16 protein-coding genes are annotated in these 16,494 nt (G+C 52.2%); 4 read left to right on the top strand and 12 right to left on the bottom strand.

Annotated features, from left to right (window positions below):
- The 4 genes from PBA01S_RS15825 to PBA01S_RS15840 form a co-directional block, all read right to left on the bottom strand.
- On the bottom strand, window positions 1-390 hold a 390-nt coding region (locus tag PBA01S_RS15825; RefSeq protein ID WP_174844495.1), incomplete at its 3' end, for an energy-coupling factor ABC transporter ATP-binding protein.
- Between the two features lies 1 nt (window position 391).
- Window positions 392-997 (bottom strand): ECF transporter S component, encoded by a 606-nt coding sequence (locus tag PBA01S_RS15830; RefSeq protein WP_371859539.1) that lies wholly within the window; start codon window positions 995-997, stop codon window positions 392-394.
- A gap of 256 nt (window positions 998-1,253) precedes the next feature.
- Window positions 1,254-2,015, bottom strand: coding sequence for an energy-coupling factor transporter transmembrane component T family protein (locus PBA01S_RS15835; RefSeq protein WP_028538057.1), 762 nt, complete (start codon window positions 2,013-2,015; stop codon window positions 1,254-1,256).
- A gap of 3 nt (window positions 2,016-2,018) precedes the next feature.
- A complete protein-coding gene (locus tag PBA01S_RS15840; protein WP_232228292.1) occupies window positions 2,019-2,531 on the bottom strand; it encodes a GNAT family N-acetyltransferase in 513 nt (170 codons plus the stop codon).
- Between the two features lie 249 nt (window positions 2,532-2,780).
- Here PBA01S_RS15840 and PBA01S_RS15845 point away from each other — a divergent pair, with 249 nt between their 5' ends.
- Window positions 2,781-3,737: an alpha/beta hydrolase gene (locus tag PBA01S_RS15845; protein WP_085278695.1), complete on the top strand. Its 957-nt coding sequence runs from the start codon at window positions 2,781-2,783 to the stop codon at window positions 3,735-3,737.
- On the opposite strand, the gene PBA01S_RS15850 is transcribed toward PBA01S_RS15845, so the two are convergent.
- On the bottom strand, window positions 3,719-3,919 hold the full coding sequence (locus tag PBA01S_RS15850; protein ID WP_028538059.1) for an aspartyl-phosphate phosphatase Spo0E family protein: 201 nt from the start codon (window positions 3,917-3,919) through the stop codon (window positions 3,719-3,721). The genes PBA01S_RS15845 and PBA01S_RS15850 overlap by 19 nt on opposite strands.
- Window positions 3,920-4,139: 220 nt before the next feature.
- On the opposite strand from PBA01S_RS15850, the gene msrC reads away from it, so the two are divergent.
- Entirely contained in the window at window positions 4,140-4,631 is a 492-nt protein-coding gene (msrC, locus tag PBA01S_RS15855; protein ID WP_016313591.1) for a free L-methionine (R)-S-oxide reductase MsrC, read from the top strand.
- A 210-nt stretch (window positions 4,632-4,841) separates the two neighbouring features.
- Here msrC and PBA01S_RS15860 read toward each other — a convergent pair whose 3' ends face one another.
- Window positions 4,842-6,932, bottom strand: coding sequence for an endonuclease MutS2 (locus PBA01S_RS15860; RefSeq protein ID WP_127576321.1), 2,091 nt, complete (start codon window positions 6,930-6,932; stop codon window positions 4,842-4,844).
- 807 nt (window positions 6,933-7,739) lie between these two features.
- On the opposite strand from PBA01S_RS15860, the gene PBA01S_RS15865 reads away from it, so the two are divergent.
- A complete protein-coding gene (locus PBA01S_RS15865; RefSeq protein WP_016313593.1) occupies window positions 7,740-9,611 on the top strand; it encodes an LTA synthase family protein in 1,872 nt (623 codons plus the stop codon).
- 76 nt (window positions 9,612-9,687) lie between these two features.
- On the opposite strand, the gene PBA01S_RS15870 is transcribed toward PBA01S_RS15865, so the two are convergent.
- Window positions 9,688-11,124, bottom strand: coding sequence for an MATE family efflux transporter (locus tag PBA01S_RS15870; protein WP_127576322.1), 1,437 nt, complete (start codon window positions 11,122-11,124; stop codon window positions 9,688-9,690).
- A gap of 148 nt (window positions 11,125-11,272) precedes the next feature.
- On the opposite strand from PBA01S_RS15870, the gene PBA01S_RS15875 reads away from it, so the two are divergent.
- The gene (locus PBA01S_RS15875; RefSeq protein WP_127576323.1) at window positions 11,273-12,178 is read left to right on the top strand and encodes a helix-turn-helix domain-containing protein; all 906 of its coding nucleotides are present in this window, start codon (window positions 11,273-11,275) and stop codon (window positions 12,176-12,178) included.
- 72 nt (window positions 12,179-12,250) lie between these two features.
- Here PBA01S_RS15875 and PBA01S_RS15880 read toward each other — a convergent pair whose 3' ends face one another.
- The 5 genes from PBA01S_RS15880 to PBA01S_RS15900 form a co-directional block, all read right to left on the bottom strand.
- Window positions 12,251-13,291 (bottom strand): phosphodiester glycosidase family protein, encoded by a 1,041-nt coding sequence (locus PBA01S_RS15880; protein WP_232228293.1) that lies wholly within the window; start codon window positions 13,289-13,291, stop codon window positions 12,251-12,253.
- A 266-nt stretch (window positions 13,292-13,557) separates the two neighbouring features.
- Window positions 13,558-13,965 carry a rhodanese-like domain-containing protein gene (locus PBA01S_RS15885; RefSeq protein ID WP_051416840.1) on the bottom strand — a complete coding sequence of 136 codons (408 nt, stop codon included), beginning with the start codon at window positions 13,963-13,965 and terminating at the stop codon, window positions 13,558-13,560.
- 5 nt (window positions 13,966-13,970) lie between these two features.
- A complete protein-coding gene (locus PBA01S_RS15890; protein WP_028538065.1) occupies window positions 13,971-14,282 on the bottom strand; it encodes a rhodanese-like domain-containing protein in 312 nt (103 codons plus the stop codon).
- Window positions 14,283-14,303: 21 nt separating this feature from the next.
- Window positions 14,304-14,576: a metal-sensitive transcriptional regulator gene (locus tag PBA01S_RS15895; RefSeq protein ID WP_036699430.1), complete on the bottom strand. Its 273-nt coding sequence runs from the start codon at window positions 14,574-14,576 to the stop codon at window positions 14,304-14,306.
- Between the two features lie 170 nt (window positions 14,577-14,746).
- Window positions 14,747-16,015: an ABC transporter substrate-binding protein gene (locus tag PBA01S_RS15900; protein ID WP_127576325.1), complete on the bottom strand. Its 1,269-nt coding sequence runs from the start codon at window positions 16,013-16,015 to the stop codon at window positions 14,747-14,749.
- Between the last annotated feature and the right edge of the window lie 479 nt (window positions 16,016-16,494).

Below are 16,494 nucleotides of genomic sequence, written 5' to 3' on the forward strand. Positions count from 1 at the left end.
CAGCGCGTCCGCGACCCGCCGTTCCAGCTCAGCGGCGGGCACGCGCAGGTTCTCCGGGCCGAAGGCAACTTCGTCTTCGACCCGGCCCTGCACGAGCTGCGCGTCGGGGTCCTGGAACACGACCCCGACGCGCCGAGCCACCTCGCCGATCGCCGCTTCTGCGGGATCGACGCCGTCCACGCGCACTCGGCCCGACCGGCTCCCTCCCCCCGCACGGGGGAGATAACCGCTGATCAGCTGCGCCAGGGCCGATTTGCCGCTGCCGCTCGCGCCGACAACGGCCACCCACTCCCCGCGTTCCACGGTGAGCGTCACGTCGCGCAGCGCCGGGGCGCCGCCTGGCTCAAAAGCATAGCTGACGTTCGCCAGCTCCAATGCCGGTTGCGGCATGTTACGCCTCCGCCCGGCCGCCGACCGCGAAGCGGCGCAGCAGCCCGCTGCTCGCCAGCGCATCGCCGAGCAGCTTGACCAACAGCCCGCATAGAATCATGCCGCTGAGTACCCGAACGACGAGGGCGATCAGCAGGACATCTATGCCCCACTTCGTGTAACCATACATTTGCGCCGCAAAAAAGAACCACAACGGCACCATCGCCCCGCCGGTAATGAGCAGCATTGGCAAGCTCCAATTTTTATAACGAACAAGGGCAAAAGCGGCTTCCACAATCACCAAATAACAAGCCGCGGCCACAAAACAAGATAAAATGCCATAGGCCGTCCCCATAAACGCTTGGACAACCGCACCGATCCCATAAGTGATCAGAGCTGTCCCCGGTTTGCGGATAATATAATACGCCAGCAAGCCATAAATCATATACAAACCGGTAATCGTTGAGGTGAGGATCGGTCCCCCCAGCCCATTCAGCGCTTGGTTCACCGGCGACAGAAACACCGTCATGACCGCATTCGCCGCGGCCAGCATCGCCATAAGCACAATATCAAGCGTCGTAAAGCGCTGAAACACTTTGCCGGAATTTCTCTCTTTCATTTGAACCATCCTCTCATCCATTCGAAAAAATCACACTACATTTCTGCGTTTTACAACCTTGGGGCAAATTGTATTCGAAATTTCATACATATTTGCGTACTCCCCAGGCAATCCCCTATTCAGCGCGACAATTGTTAACCACAATTAATAATCTAGGTTAACAATCAACTCGCGTCAAGTCCTTTTTTCAAATTAAAGCCGGAACTGCCCTTACCCTCAGGGCCTGCATGTCTGTAAAAACCGCCCTCCAACGAGTCAAATTCTGTTACAGCATCCACAGGCCCGCCGTCAGCACCAAGCTTGCCAGCATCGTCCATACCCCCGCCGCCTTCAGCGGTACATCTCGCAAAAACGTACGCTCCCGATACGCACCAAATCCCTTCACATCCATCGCTCCTGCGGTTTGTTCCACACGGCGGATCGCCCCGGTGAACACCGTGACCAACTGGCCCCGCCACTGCGCTAGCCGTTCGGCAATCCCCCGCGGTTTGCGACCCAACCGAAGTTTACGGGCGGCGGCCGCCTGTCTTCCTTCCTCCGCAAGCAACGGCAAGAACGTCATTGCCAGCGATACGCCAAATACGAACCGGTAAGGCAGCTTTAAACGAGTCGACATCATCACAACAAAATCCTTGGGATTCGTGGATTCAATATACGCCAGCGAGGACAAAAATAAATTCACCAGCCGCAACGTCACGGCGGCAGCGTCCTCCAGCGCACGGCCTGAAATTGGCAGGATTCCTCCGCCTCCGGCACCTCCCTCTTGAAGTTGCACCGCCAGCGCAGTAACCACAAATAACGGCAGGCCAAAGCCCAAAATCCAGGCGATACGCCGCAATAACCGCCCCCAGCCGATTCCGGCCCCCAGCTTGGCCCCCGCTGCCAATGCCAGCAACAAGATCACCTGCCGCTCCAGCTCGTCCCAATGCATGGCAAGCGTAGCAATACAAGCTAACGCGACCAGCTTGCTTAGCGGATCCAAGCGGTGCAGCAGGCCGCCGCTATATTTCTGCTCAGACTTCCTCATCGCTTAAGTTGCTCCTCCCGAGTAATACTCTTTCTTCAACAAAGAATACATCAACAAATCCACAAAACCTTTCTCCGTCTTCTGATATTCCCGAAGCAACCCCTCTTCCACAAACCCAAATCCTTTCAGCAATTTACGGGAAGCGTCGTTGCGCGGATCGACCAGCGCTTCAATCCGGTTCAGTCCCATCGTCTCGTAGCCGTACGCAAGCAACATTCGCAGCGCCTCCGACATATACCCGTGCCCCCAATATTCGCGGCCCAGGTCATAGCCGATTTCCCCGCGATAAGCCCCGGCCAGCTCCCAAACATTATAACCGCAGCTGCCGATCAGCTTCTGTTCTTCCTTCAGCTCAATACCGAAACGGAGCGCATCCTCGCTCTCGGATAAACCGTTCAGCAGGTTAATCATTTCCCAAGCATCCTCCACCGAAGCAAACGGTGGAACATTCATATACTTAGTGACTTCCGGATCGCTCCAATACCGAAACATCACCTCGGCATCGCTTCGCTCCATCCGCCGCAGCCGCAGCCGTTCGCTTTCCAGCACAGGTATGTCTCCGCCGCATTTGTACACGTTCGCCTTCCTCCCTTTCCACTTGTGGTCATGGATCGCAGCATCTTTAACTAGCTAATCATATCGGAATGGGCACGTCAAAGGGACAGGAGAAATTTTCCCTACGGCGATTTTCCTTCCAACTTTTCGGTGATACTATAAAAGCGTAAGAGAGCTTCATGGATAGGCTCGCAAGGAGGAACCAGCAACATGGTATTTACGATCGTTATTTTGTTTTTCATGCTGATTGTTTTGGCATTCGTAACTGGTCTGCCGCGTTTTGCGGTGCGCCAAATCACCCAGATGCGACTGCAGACGAACGAGAGCATCTACGAGTATTTGGAACGAACCGGGGTATTTACGCGCGACCAATTCGAACGGCTGCCGAAACGACAAGTTCAAGTCCGATCCCGAGATGGGCTGAAGCTTAACGGGTATGTTCTGGAACTGTTTCCGGGAAGCCAACGCTGGATGATCATCGTCCACGGCTATACGGTTTCCTTGCTCGCTTCCACGCAATACATTGACGTGTTCCGGAAGGCAGGGTTTAACATTCTGCTGGTCGATCAACGTCGACATGGCGGCAGCGAGGGGGATTACACGACCTATGGATATCAGGAAAAATACGATGTCCAAGCCTGGGTCAACTGGATTTTGGAGCATTACGGGGAAAAGAGTGTGATCGGCCTGCATGGCCAATCGTTGGGGGGTGGAACGGTGCTGGAGTATCTTACCATCGCCCATCCAAACGTGAGATTTGTGATCGCGGACTGCCCTTACTCGGATTTGACAGAGCTCATTCGACATCAGATCAGCAAGCTGAACAAGCTTCCAGCCAAACCGCTCTTGCCGCTGGTCGATAAGTTGCTGCATCGCAAAGCCGGCTTCCGTCTGCATCAGGTCAGCCCGATTAAAGCCGTTGAGAACAGCACGCTGCCGGTGTTGTTTATCCACGGGACGGAGGACAACTACGTTCCCACTTATATGAGCCGGGAGATGTATCAAGTGAAGCCTGAACCTAAAGAACTGTTGCTCGTGGAAGGCGCGGTTCATGCCAATGCATACGGCATCAATCCGAAGCGGTATACCGAGGTGGTCCATGCCTTCATCGAGAAGGCTCTTGGCGCAGAAATGCCTGAGGCGACCGCTTATTTGCCAAGCATTTGACTTTGGGCCATCACGATATACTGATCCAGACGCTGGCTTAATTCCAGAATGGTGCCGCTGCTGAAGTCATCTTGGGTAGCGGCATTCATCAACTCCATACGCAGATGCTCGATGGTTGCCTTCAAGTCGTTGCTGATTTTATTATTGGTACAGCTTGCGCTTCGGAGAGATTGAGGTACCATAAAAATCACCTTTTCATTAATCTTGTCCCTATTTTATCGCATGATGCCAAAAAACATATTTTGCAAATTTGATAAAAAATAGCACTCAGTGTCGGACTTTGTAAGATTTTAACGTTCCCTTTCCATCTGGGTGCTATCACTCGACAAAAAACTCCTTTATAATAGACCTATCGCTGCCGGCAACCTGATCACGCCGTCAGTTTTAAGGAGGGAATGATGCATGTTTCATGCCAATGAATATAGCGGTACCCGCAAAGAGCAGCAGCAAGCTGTCTTGTCGCAGCTTCAAGCGCTCATCAGCGGAGAAACGAACCAGGTAGCCAATTTAGCTAATGCGGCTGCCCTGTTGAACCATTACCTGGACGATATCAACTGGGTGGGCTTTTACTTATACGACGGCAACGAGCTCGTGCTCGGACCGTTTCAGGGCCTACCGGCCTGCATTCGGATCCCGCTTGGCAAAGGAGTCTGCGGCACCAGTGCAGAACGCCGCGAAACGCTGCGGGTGGAGGATGTCCACGCTTTCCCAGGCCACATTGCCTGTGATGCAGCATCCAACAGCGAGATCGTCGTGCCCATCGTGAAGGAGGACCGGCTGATCGGCGTTCTGGACATCGATAGTCCGCGGAAAGGTCGGTTTGACGCAGAAGACCAAGCGTTTCTTGAGCAATTCGTGGCGACGCTGGTTCAACAGCTGCCAGTTCCCGCTTAAAGGCGGATAACCGAAGCTTACACTGACTGCGCCAGGTTACGATTCCTGCAAAAATGCAGTTTTTCTCGCTCGAAACGCCGAATTTCCGGAAATGAGCAAAAAAAAAACCGCCACAAGTAAACGAAAGCGCGAGCCTAGGGCCAAACGAAACGGCCATCTAAGCTCGCGCTTTTTCACCTATACCCGGCGCCGACGCCGGCTAATTCCCGTTCAAAGTCCATCCTCCCCCGGTTTCTTAATGATCATTAATCCTTCCACGTGCCGTTTGCTCATCAGCTTGCGCTTTTTCCGGTTTTCCTTCGAATCGAAGACGATGTCCAAGTCGTAATCCTCCGGATACAGAGACTCGCTCTTGAGATATGGCTTTAAGCGTTTATGGTTCACCTTGATTTTCTGCTTCTGGACCTGAACTAACGCCATACCGCGAAAATCCGGCGGTTCCACGACGATGCCAATCTTCCCGATGGAGGTGACGAGAACGGCGTCACCCACCTCAAACTTACGGGGAAGCGAAAGGGCTGCTTCTCCGGTTAACGCCCCGGCGTCAGCAGGTTGACCTGCGCCCCCTCCGTCCTCCTTTCTTTGACCGTTCAAGCCTGCTCGCAAGGCTTCCGGTTGTGCCGTCACTCCCGCCTCCTTCTCCCGCTGTCCCGTTTCTCGCGAGCTCCCGGGCACAGAAGACGCCTTGCCTCGCCCATCTCTCGCTTCCGCTGCCGGCTTCGCCGGAACGATCTCATCCCAGCGCAGACCGCCGCTGCCAGAGCCATCGGGGGATTGCTGGCGGCTGACAATATGCTGCGAGCGTTCGATGATCCCGCCGGACATCCCGAGCTTGCGGGCGATTTCGATCGCATAACTGCGACCGGATTGCCCGATGGTCAGCCGGTACAGCGGACGCAACGTCTCGGCGTCGAATTCCATCCGCGCGTTCTCAAATCCTTCCGCCCGGGAGGCGAACGTCTTGAGTTCGTTGAAATGGGTCGTGACCATAACCGTTGACCCTTTCCGGGCGAACTCTTCCAGAATCGCGATCGACAAGGCGATCCCTTCGCCGGGATCGGTCCCCGCCGCCAGCTCATCGACCAGCACCAGGGTTGCAGGCCCCGCCTCCTTCAGAATTTGCACCAGTGCGCCAATCTGAGCGGAGAACGTGCTGAGCGACTGTTCCAGGTTCTGACCGTCCCCGATGACGGCGCGAATGCCCTGGTACACCGCAAAGCGGCTGCCCGGTGATACCGGTACCAGCAGCCCCGACTGCACCATCAACGTCAGCAGGCCAAACGTCTTCAGAACGACCGTCTTCCCGCCGGTATTGGGGCCGGTGATAATCAGCGTCCGGTACTCTCTTCCGATTGCCATATCCAGGGGAACCATCAATTGCAGAAGCTTCGGATGCTTGGCCCCGCGAATCACCGTCTCTCCGGTCTCGCTGAGCTGCACCTCGATCCCGCCAATCGCCGCTGCGTATTTCGCCTTGGCAAAAATAAAATCATACAACCCTGTAATCTCGATATTCCGGATCAGATCAGCCGCTTCCCGTTCGACCAATCCGGCAAGGTATCCGAGGATTTTCGCTTCCTCCCGCGCCTCTTCGCCTTGAAGCAGCTCCAGCTCGCCTTGCAAGGCAGCAACCTCCTGCGGTTCGATGAACGCGGTCTGCCCGCTGGTCGATTGGTCCAGCATCCGGCCGTTAACTTGCTTGTAGTAGTCTTTTTTCACCGGAATCACATATCTGCCGCCGCGCACGCTGACGATGTTCTCCTGCAAAATCGAAGCATGCCGAGCCATGACGGCCTGAATCCGCTTCTGGATCCGCTCTTTGACGATGCTGATTTTTTTGCGTACCTTCTCCAGCTCCCGGCTGGCGTCATCCATAATCACTCCGTGCCGGATGCAGCGGAGAATCTCCTGCTGCAGAGCAGGCAAGTCCTGCAAATCCGCCGCATAGACACCGATTCTCCAGGCCAGCTCGCCTTTGGCGGCCATATATTTCTTAAGCTGCCCGCAGCTGTGCAGGAACATCTGCACCGCCGTCAAATCCTGCTCTGTGAACAGATAGCCTGTGCCCAGCAAAGAGACGACCTGCTCGATCCCTTCCAGCGAAGGCAGCGGGACACTGGCTCCTTTTCCATACAGGGCAAGCGCCTCCGCCGTTTCCGCCATCGCCCGCTCGACGGCCCGCTTCTCCATCATCGGTGCGAGCTCTTCGATGCGTTTTCGACCAGCATAAGATACTGCATATCTCAGCAATTCCTGTTTGATGCTTTCATATTCCAATGTGCTTAGTGAAAATCTTTCCAAGGGAAAGCCTCCTTCAAATGGGGTTAATCTTCCTTCTTTTCGGAAATAAAAAAGGCAAAGGACGCACGTATGCCATCCTTTGCCTATACTCCTCCCGCTCGCTGCCGATCTAAATAATCAAAAAAGCCGTGCTGAAAACAGCACGGCTTCATCGTTATACAGATAACGGCAGCTACTCGGATGAGCTGCAAGATGCTTTCGTGTGTGTTCTTAACTACTTCATAGACCGAAACAAGCGTACGGGAAAATACATGCACGCTTATAGCTCAAGCGGCACGTTCTGTACCCTGTGTAACCGTCTCTATGAGATTACTAGTTAAGAACCTTCACCGACATCAATATCTCTCCTCTTTAGAGGTTGTTCTAAAAGTCATCTTTCGATCACGAAGCTAACTCATCGAAGTTTACTCGACATCGAATCTTGAATTCACCCGGGCCTTCCGTTGCTCACGTAGCTTCCAGCTACGCTCTGCTACTCAGTCCCTAGCTTCATTCAACCTTCTCGGTGCTCCAAACCTGACTTGTAGAACTTTCATTAAATCGGGTGGTTCTAAAAGTCATCTTTCGATCACGAAGCAACATTTCCGAAAAGAAAGATTACCTTTAATTTACCAAAAAGGGGCGTTATCCGTCAATAATACGGCTTTCGACGCGTTGCGTCTCACTTTAAGTGGAATATCTTGCTAATTGAGTGAATTGATTAATTTTATTCTTGCGGCTATTTCATGTATTATATATGAGGTGTTAAAATTGTAAACTCGGCATTAATTCTAACTAAGGAGTTTTTACGGAAAGGAAGGAAACGAAGTGTCACAGTTCAATCGCATCCGGCTCGCCAGCATCAAGCCGTTTGTCTTCTTCTCTGTCATCATGATCTTCAAGATTTATCTTGTCTGGACGGCTATCTTTGATGTAGTACCCGCTTGGGGGCCATTGTTGAAGGAAATCCCGTTTATCTGGATTTTGTTCTGCTTGATTGAATGGTTCTCCTCCAAACGTAAGATCGGCCTTTATTTAACCGTCAATCTCATCGTTACAGCCGTATTCTTCGCCGCTGTTATGTACCATAAATATTATGGGGTTATCGTGAACTACACGGCCCTGCAGCAGGTGAATCAGGTTACCGCGGTGAAGAACAGCGTGTTCTCGCTGCTCGCCCCTTATTATCTGCTGATCTTTGTGGATATCGTGGTGATCGGCTTCTGGTTGTTCCGGAAGAAACGCGCAGAGAAGTTGAAAGCTTTATTTAATCTAAGAAAAGCCAGCACCGGCGTCATTACCGGGATTTTCGCTTTCTCCCTGCTGCTGTGTATCTTTAATGTATGGCCGAACCGGGCCAGCATGAATGAGATCAAGCAGGCTGAGCAAATGGGCATCCTGAACTATGAAACGTACACGATTTTCTCCAGCGCCAAGAAGGAAGAGCTGGTTGACAAGAACGAGATCTCCCAGGCGAAAATCAATAACTTGAAAGGCATTACCCCTCCGGCTGAACCGAAATATTTTGGTGCGGCCAAAGGCAAGAATCTAATCATCATTCAGATGGAATCGTTCCAGAACTTCCTGATTGGCCTGAAGATCGATGGTCAGGAAGTTACGCCAAATATGAATAAACTGGTTAAGGAAAACACCTATTTCAGCCATTTCTATCAAATGGTCGGACAAGGAAATACCTCAGATGCCGAGTTTGTGGTGAACACCTCGTTCTACATCCCGTACAATGAGGCCGCAACGCAAAACTACCCGGACAAAGATCTGCCAAGCTTGCCGAAGCTGATGCGTGATCAAGGGTATGATACGGCAACGTTCCATACGAATGTCGTTGATTTCTGGAACCGCGGGGAATTGTACAAAGCGATTGGCTTCAACCGCTATTATGACCAGAAATGGTTTGGTACCGAAGATACCGTCTTCTTTGGACCTTCGGATGAAGTGCTCTACAAGAAGACCATTGAAGAGTTGGATCGCATGCAGCAAACGGGACAGCCGTTCTACACTCAAGTGATCTCGATGACGGCGCACCATCCGTTTACAACACCGCATGACAAGGATAAAATTCAGCTGCCTGAGCGTTACCAAGACAATATGGTTGGCGATTATTTGCGGGCGCAAAGCTATGCGGATTACGCCCTCGGCCAATTTATTGAGGATTTGAAGCAAAGAGGCATCTGGGACAACAGTGTGGTTGTCATTTATGGGGACCATCTCGGCTTACCGATGTATTCGCTGGATAAACATGGACTTGAACTGATGAAAGAAATTTACGGACGGGATTACAGCTACATTGATATGATCAATATCCCTATGCTCCTTCATGTGCCGGGTACCGAATTGCCTGAGGTCATGGACAATGTAGGCGGTCAAGTCGATATCCTGCCGACGGTAGCCAATCTGTTTGGGATCAATCTTGATAACCATATTCACTTTGGTGAGGATCTGCTGAACCAAACATCTTACAACCTGTTACCGCAGCGTTACTATCTGCCTTCCGGATCGTTCATCAATGACCAGGCGCTGTTTATCCCTGGGGTATGGTATGATGACGGTACGAAGTATCCGCTCCCTAAGGATGGCGTGACCCAAGCGTTAACAACGGAAAGCGAATATAACCGTGCGCTTGAACTGCTCCGCCTCAGCGACAGCTACGTCAAGCAGCTGCCTGATCGAGAGAAAGAGTAGGAGTTCGCACAAAAACAGAAAGAGCCGCAGGCGCCCTTCCGGGCCGCCCTGCGACTCTTTTTTTTATTTGCACATTCTATAATGCCGAAGGAGCAACGCCATCCATCGTCTGATTCCCTTGCCCCTGTCCTTGGTCTTCCTGGGCCCATCCCCGTTCTTGCAGCAGCTCCTGCTCTTTTCTGCGCAGGTACTTACGCCCTCTCCAACGGAAGAACGAAAAGACGCCGCGAATATATTCGTCGCTGATCATGCAAGCGTAAATGGCGATAATGCCCCAGCCAATCGAAACGCCAAACAAATACGAGCAGCCGGTTGCGACAACCGACATAAAGATCAAGGAAATGATCATCGTGTACCGCGTATCCCCGACTGCATTTAACGAGTTGCCGAGGGCCATGTTGATCATTTTGCCCGGCTGCAGCAACAGATTGAGCCAGAGCAAGGCCACGCAGAGGGTTAAAATCTCGGGATCCTGCGTAAACAGCCCCAACAGCTTCGGACCAAACAGCACAAGGATAAATGCGTTGACGATCACGAGCGGCAGCCCAAAGGCCAGCACGCGGTATACGGCACGGTAAGCTTCTTTGGTTTTGCCTGCACCGTACAGGTGAGCGATCTGGATCTGCGCCGCCATCGCCAGCGAGAAGCCCAGCATAAAGCAGAACGACTCCAGCGTATTCATATAGGTTCTGGCGGCCAACTCGGTTGCGCCAAGCATCGCCAGGAAGGAGAAAATCGCCAGCTGCGAGAACACCCAGCTCGCCGAATTGACCCCCAGCGGCCAGCCGATGACCAGCACCTCCTTAAACAGCTTGCCATCGTAGACAGACATGTCCTTAAATCCGATTCGACGCTGAAACGTACCGAGGAAAATGAACAACAACACAATCGTAGCAACGAAGCGGCTGATTACCGTTGAAATTGCCACGCCAGTCAGCCCCCATTGCGGAAATCCAAACGCTCCAAAGATAAAGCAATAGTTCATCAGGATATGCAAAACGTTCATGCCTACCGCCGTGTACATCGGGCCTTTCGTATTTCCAGTGTTGCGGATCGCAGTGCCAAGCAGGGAAATCATCGCGGTTAGAATCATCCCTCCGCCAACAATGGAGATGTAGATTTTCGCCAGCGGCAGCAGTTCATTCGGAAGCTGCAATATCGTAGCGATGGGACCAGGAACAGCGATCAGCAAAATACTGAGAATAAGACCAATTCCTGCCGTCACTTTGAAGGCGATGATCGCAACGGTCCGCGCATCCTCTTCGCGGCCTGAACCGATCTTCTGGGCGATTACAATCCCCGCCCCGCTAGCGACGGTAGCAAACAGCGTTGTCAGCGCATTAAACAACTGGTTGGAGAAGCCCACGACCGCCACCGCATTGTCGGAAATACGGCTGACCATCAGCGTATCGACGGTTCCCAGCAAGATTTGCAGAAACAACTCGATAAATATAGGCCATGCGAGCAGCCAGAGAGAGAATTTATTCTTCTCGCCGCCCTTGTTACTTTTCATTATTACAACCTCCTGAAGTTCGGAGAATCCCGCGGATTCCCTATCATCGTGTTAGCATGAAACACATTATAGATGGTAATTTCGTTTTGATGTATCATTGAATCAACTCGATTTTTCAATATTCCAACCTAAGAGGAGTGGGTATCCTTTGCCTCCCATCATTGAATTTACCGCGCCGCCACTTCCCCACTACATCGTCAGCGGCTCAGCGGTGATCCCGGTCGGCGGCAAGCATCCCAGCCGGCAAAATATCGGCGCCTTCGACCTGCTGGTCGTCGAGTACGGATGTTTATATATCAGCGAAGAAGGCCGTGATTACGAAGTGCCCGCCGGACACTCACTCATCCTCCGCCCGGACTGTTACCACTATGCGCTGGAAGGCTGCCGGGAGGATACGCTGCACCATTGGCTGCATTTTCAACTCTTGGGCGAATGGCGCGTCGTTGAGGAGGAAGATTACCAGCATTGCGGATGCAGCCTGACGGATCAGGGCACCCCTGGTTCAATTTCACTGCCTCCGTTCACGGCGACATCGTATACCGTCCCTCTGCCCCAATACGCGAAGCTGGCCCAGCCGCAGAAAATGATCGCGCTGCTGAAGGAACTGACGGATTTGAATCGAGATCTCCATTTGGACAGCGTCCGATTGCGCCAGCAGGCCCTATTTCAAGATGTAATCGTCGAACTGTCGGCCTCCTCATCCAATGCCAGACTCTCTCCGCAGTCAGCCTGCGCCGAGAAGGCAGCCTCCTATTTGCGCGAGCATTATAACGAACCCTTCTCCGCGCAAAAGCTTGGGGAGAGTATCAATTTCCATCCGGTCTATATCGCCCGTTGTATGCAGAAGGTGTTCGGCTGTTCGCCTGCCGTCTACTTGCAACGGCTGCGCATCCAGCAGGCTAAGCTGCTGCTTGTGCAAACCGATCTGACCATCGAACGGATCGCCGAACAAGTGGGATTTAACCAGGCCGCATATTTCACCGCTTGCTTCAGCAAGACCGAAGGCATGTCCCCGCGAAAATATCGTCAGCGCTTTACTTGGAGCAAGGACTAACGGATTTACTACATAACAAAGAGGCCGGGCAAAAGGGATACTCCCCTCTGCTCGGCCTCTGCTTCTGCCGCCTCACTTCTTCCCGGGATCAATGTCCTGTGGACGCAAGCCTTCCCAAATGTTCGGGATGTTCACCTTGGACGGATCCTCAAAGACGAGAAACGCGGTTGGCAAATACCGCTCTCCGTATTCGGACGAAGGCTTGTTCACGATCTCCCCGCCTTCTTTCACCAATACGGTAGACGACCCGCCGTCCAAATTGGCGGCGATCACGGCGCCGCGTTCCAGCATAATCTGCTGAACATCGTACAGGCTGGCGCCGATGCTGTAGCCCGGCTGACGCCCGTCGATGACAACGAACAGGATCGCACCGTCTTCGCGTTGCCCCATGGCCGTCCGCGGCGCGATGCCCCAGCCTTCTTTTTGACTGCGGATCTGTCCTTTGCCGTTTACGATAATTCGCGGCTGAAACGTCACCGCTTCCTGAATCCCCAGCTTGTTCAATTCCTCCAGCGTATATTTACCGGCGATCATCTTGCCCTTCTTGTCCAGGCCCACGATCTGCGTCGATGCCCCTGAACTAATGCCGTTGTAATACAGCTTCCCTTGGGAAATGACCACCCCAATCGGCTTGAAGCCGTTGCCTTTCCAGTTCGGGTCGGCAAAGCCGCCGCCGTTCACGCCGGCTATGGCACCGGTCCGCGCGACCATGCTGGAGACCTTCTCCCCTTTGCCCCGTTTCGCTGGAACCCCCAAACGGATTTTGGTCGGGTCGTTTACAGTAAGCACGTACCCGTGATAGCTTTTGCCGGAGACCTCTTCAATTTCAATGAGCGGCTTCTCCGCTTGTGTGTCTTCTTGATCCTCCGGGTCGGGCAAATCAATCGTATGGGTGTCCTTCTCCGTTCCCATCTGCTCGAATTGCGCCTGGTAAGCGGCGACCCGTTTGTCCAGCTCGGCTTGTCCGATGATATATTTGGCCCAATGGCGATGCTGCGTCGTAATCAGCGTATCGGCCATTAAATAGCGCATATTGTTCCCTGACGGGGTAAAGAACAACCAGAATAAGGCCACCGTCCCGATCAGCATCATCGCGATAATCAGCCGGGACATCAGATAGAAAAATCCACGCTTCCGCCGTTTCTTAGCGGACGTACGCTTCTTAGCCCCCGTTCCCCGCTTGGCCGACGCGCGGCCTGTCCGGCTTGTCCGGCTCGCGCGGCTGGGTAATGTAGGCGTTGGCATGATGCTTGTCTCTCCCCTGCTCTCTAATATACTTGCTGTACAATAAACGTTCATATTAGTCTGAAAGTTTCAACCTCACACTCAAGCGCGTGAGAACCATGATCGCTTCACTGTACACCAAAAACCCGCCTGCATCAACAGGCGGGGCCCTTCTCTAAGCAAGGCTTCCGCGAAGATCCTTCCCGGCAAGCTTCTCCGCGCAAGGCGTAGAGCTGCTTGAAGCCTCGTCTGCGTAAAATTCGTGCTGCTTTTAACACCGCAGATCGACGGTTTGCAATGATCAGAACAGGACAAGATGGCGATAACTCCTTATGCCATAGAAACGGCAATCGACCTAACGAAATGTTAATCGCTCCATCCAGATGGCATTCTTCATAATAAGACGCGTCCCGGACATCCAGCATCTTCGTCTGCGGCGGCAGGTCGAACCCGCGTAAGCCCTTCTCCCCTACGAACTTTAGGCCCGGGACAGGCCATACCAACCGAAGTACATATCCGCTTATCCAGGCGGCAAGCAACAATCCTCCTGCCGTGATCAGCATGTCACTCACTCCACTTCATCCTGCCAAGTCAGCATTCCGCCGGTCATGTTGACTACACGGTAGCCTCTCTCACTAAGCAGCTCACAGGCCAGACTGCTCCGCCCGCCGCTGCGGCAGACGACGATTACCTCTTCCTCCGGATCCAGCTCTGCTAACCGCTCTAGCAGCTGTCCCAACGGAATATGCTTAGCCCCTGGAATGTGGCCTTCAGCCCACTCCAATGGCTCACGCACATCCAGCACATGGACCTGCTCGCCCCGCTTCAACCGCGCGGCCAGCTCGTCCGGGGTTATTTCCTTCTGTGGCTGAAACGCCATCGTTATCGTCTCCTTTTCAAATTACCGGCTCTTGACCAGCAGCTCTACCGCTTCCTTCACCAAATGGGCGGTGTCGCCCCCTTGAGCCTGCTCCTCCAAGATACACTGCTGCAAGTTATCCGCAACGATCTGGGCCAAAGCCTTATCCGTAGCACTCCGCACTGCAGAAAGCTGAACTACCACTTCCTTGCAGGGCTTCCCTTCCTCCATCATACGAAGCACTCCGCGCACCTGACCTTCGATTCGTTTCAATCTCCGTTTGACTTCTTCCGCATAGAGATGTTCCTCAGCCATGTCCTGCACTCCTTTCCATCATTCATCGTGCCTGACATCTCGTTCAAGCGGATACCCCCACGGGTATACATAATAGATGAAAGTCACCCCCTCGTCAACCTTGCACGGTGAGCGAAATACAAAAAGGGCGGAGACTAATCTCCGCCCTTCAGCATGATTACATATTCGGCTTATTTCCGATTGGCAACTTTATCCCATTCCGTATCCAAGTTTTTCAGGAATGCATTGACATCCTTCTTAAGCAGGAACTCTTGAACCAAAGCGTCAAGCTTCATGGCACTTGGAATATAGTGATCCGCAAAATCAGAGATTTGTCCAGCTGCAAAGGCTTCTTTGAAACCGTCCATAATTGGATCACTTTGCGATACGCCGGTGATCGCCGGGAACGCTTTTTGTTCATCGATATATTGTTGTACATTTTCCGGTTCCAGCAAGAATTGGACAAACTTCATAGCTTCTTCCGGATGTTTGGTATTTTTAGCAACCGTCAACAGCGTATCCACGCCGGAAATGACTTTGTTCTTCGTCGGGTCATTGGTGGCCGGCATCGGGAACACGCCCAGCTCGATGGAAGGGTTCGCCTTCTGAATTTCCGGAATTGCCCATACCCCTTGCATATACATTGCAGACTCGCCTTTAGCGAACCCGGCATTTCCATCATTATAACCTTTGCCAAAAATGTCTTTTTGCCCGTAGTCCAGAAGCTTCAACTGTTTCTCAGCCACTTCTTTAAAGGCGTCAGCAAACTTCACCGAACCCTCTTGGCGTTGTTTGAAGATTTCCGTACCCACGATACTTGGTTCCAAAGCATTGAACGGCACTAACACGGTCCATGCATCTTTATAGGTCAGATAAAAAGGATTTATCCCTTGAGATTTGAACGTCTCTGCCGCAGCAATAAACTCATCCCAAGTTGTTGGAACTTCCACGCCTGCTTCAGCAAAGATCGCTTTGTTATAAATCACGCCGCTGGCGTTCGCCGAGAATGGGATGCCGTTAACTACATCCGTTCCGGTCAAATCGTTCATCATTTGAATATAAGCAGGTTGAATCGAGGAGAGAAGCTCGTCGCCTGTGAAATCTCTGAACACTCCGCCGGCAGCCAACGATTTGTAAGTATCCGTTGCCCCCATACCTACAACATCCGGAATTTCATCCTTTGCCGCTCTTGTCTTCAATACGGTTTCCGCGTCAGGCGGGTTTACTTGCGTCACCTTGATATTAGGGTTCGCTTCGTTAAACTTCGCAATCAGCTTGTCGAAGGTATCCTTCGCTTCCGTTTTATTTTGGAAAAATTCGATTTCAACTTGCTTGTCGGAAGTGGCAGTTGATCCGTTGTTGGATGCCGTTCCTGCGTTATTCCCTCCACCATTACCGCAAGCGCTAAGCATCGAGATGGCCATTAACCCTGCTAATACGGGTGCTATGATTTTTTTCATCGTGTTTTGTCCCCCTGAACATAAAATTTTCATCATTGACTTAGGACAGAAAATAGAAGTTACGAGGATACGTAAACGTTTACTCCATGTTCAATATGTATCCTTTAGTCCCTACTTTAAGCCCCTCTTCGGAAATAAATCTGAACACTGCATTGACTTCACCTAGTTCCTGACTTCACCTCTTTGCTTTGGTTTCATAAATGAATGGGAACCTGCAAGGTAAACGTTTACGAACTATGACAAGTGTAAGCCAATAGTTATCCATTTGCGCTCATTCAAAATCCAACGCTCGGAACGTAAACGCTTACCTAAATATATCCCTGTGTGATAGGTTTGTCAATGCTCTTTTGGCCACCCAATTTTAACCACCTTTATCTGCAGGCCTCTAGCCCCATTTCTCCTAAAAATATCGTTGACAAATACGAGCACAAGTTCTAAAATCGAGTAAGCGTTTACGTTCGTCTACGAAAATAGTAGGA

Source organism: Paenibacillus barengoltzii NBRC 101215 (genome assembly GCF_004000745.1).
Lineage (GTDB): Bacteria > Bacillota > Bacilli > Paenibacillales > Paenibacillaceae > Fontibacillus > Fontibacillus barengoltzii.